At 67.7% G+C, this 1,116-nt stretch carries 1 pseudogene; it reads left to right on the forward strand.

Features of this window, described 5'->3' with window-relative positions:
* Positions 1-1,116: pseudogene (locus tag EOA24_RS38870) on the forward strand (protein ndvB); the annotation flags it as partial.

Here is a 1,116-nt window from a genome sequence, read left to right on the forward strand (position 1 = left end):
ATCCGAAGCTGGCGCGCGACCAGATCCTCAATGCGGCGCGCCGGCAGTTCCCGGAAGGCGACGTGCAGCACTGGTGGCTGCCGCGCACCGATGCCGGCGTGCGCACCATGATCTCGGACGACGTCGTCTGGCTGGCGCATGCGACGGCGCGCTACATCGAGGTGACCGGCGACGCCGCGATCCTCAAGGAACAGTTGCCCTTCATCGACGGGCAGCAACTCGGCGAAGGCGAGCATGACGCCTTCTTCACGCCCGAGATCACCAAGAACACCGCTTCGCTATACGACCATTGCGCCCGGGCGCTCGATCTTGCGATCAAGCGCAGCAGCCCCGCCGGCCTGCCGCTCATCCTCGGCGGCGACTGGAATGACGGCATGAACCGTGTCGGCGAGGGCGGCAAGGGCGAGAGCGTGTGGCTGGGCTGGTTCCTGCTGAAGACGCTCACCGACTTTGCCCCTGTCGCCAAGGGGCAGGGCGACACCAAGCGGGCGCAGGCCTGGCTGAAGCACGCCGACGTGCTGAAGCGGGCCCTGGAAAGCACCGCCTGGGACGGCCAGTGGTACCGGCGCGGCAGTTTCGACAACGGCGCGCCGCTCGGCTCGCACAATTCGGACGAGTGCAAGATCGACTCCATCGCCCAGTCCTGGAGCGTGCTGTCGGGCGAGGGCGACCCGGCCCGCTCGACGACGGCCATGGAGCAGGCGACCAACATGCTGGTCGATGACGAGCTCAAGATCGTCAAGCTGTTCACGCCGGCCTTCTCGAAAAGCGAGAAGGACCCCGGCTACATCAAGAGCTACCCGCCGGGCGTGCGTGAGAATGGCGGCCAGTACACCCACGCCGCCACCTGGTTCGTGATCGCGCTGGCCGAAATGGGCCGCACCGACGAGGCCTATCGCTGCTTCTCGATGCTGAACCCGGTCAACCACGCCTCGGACGAGGCGGCGGCCGAGCATTACCGCGTCGAGCCCTATGTCGTGGCCGCCGACATCTATGCCGGCGAAGGCAAGGGCGGCCGCGGCGGCTGGACCTGGTACACGGGCTCGGCCGGCTGGCTTTACCGCGCGGCGGTGGAAGGCATCCTCGGCATCGAGCGGCGCGGCAAGGAGATCACGT

This window comes from Mesorhizobium sp. M2A.F.Ca.ET.039.01.1.1 (assembly GCF_003998035.1).
Lineage (GTDB): Bacteria > Pseudomonadota > Alphaproteobacteria > Rhizobiales > Rhizobiaceae > Mesorhizobium.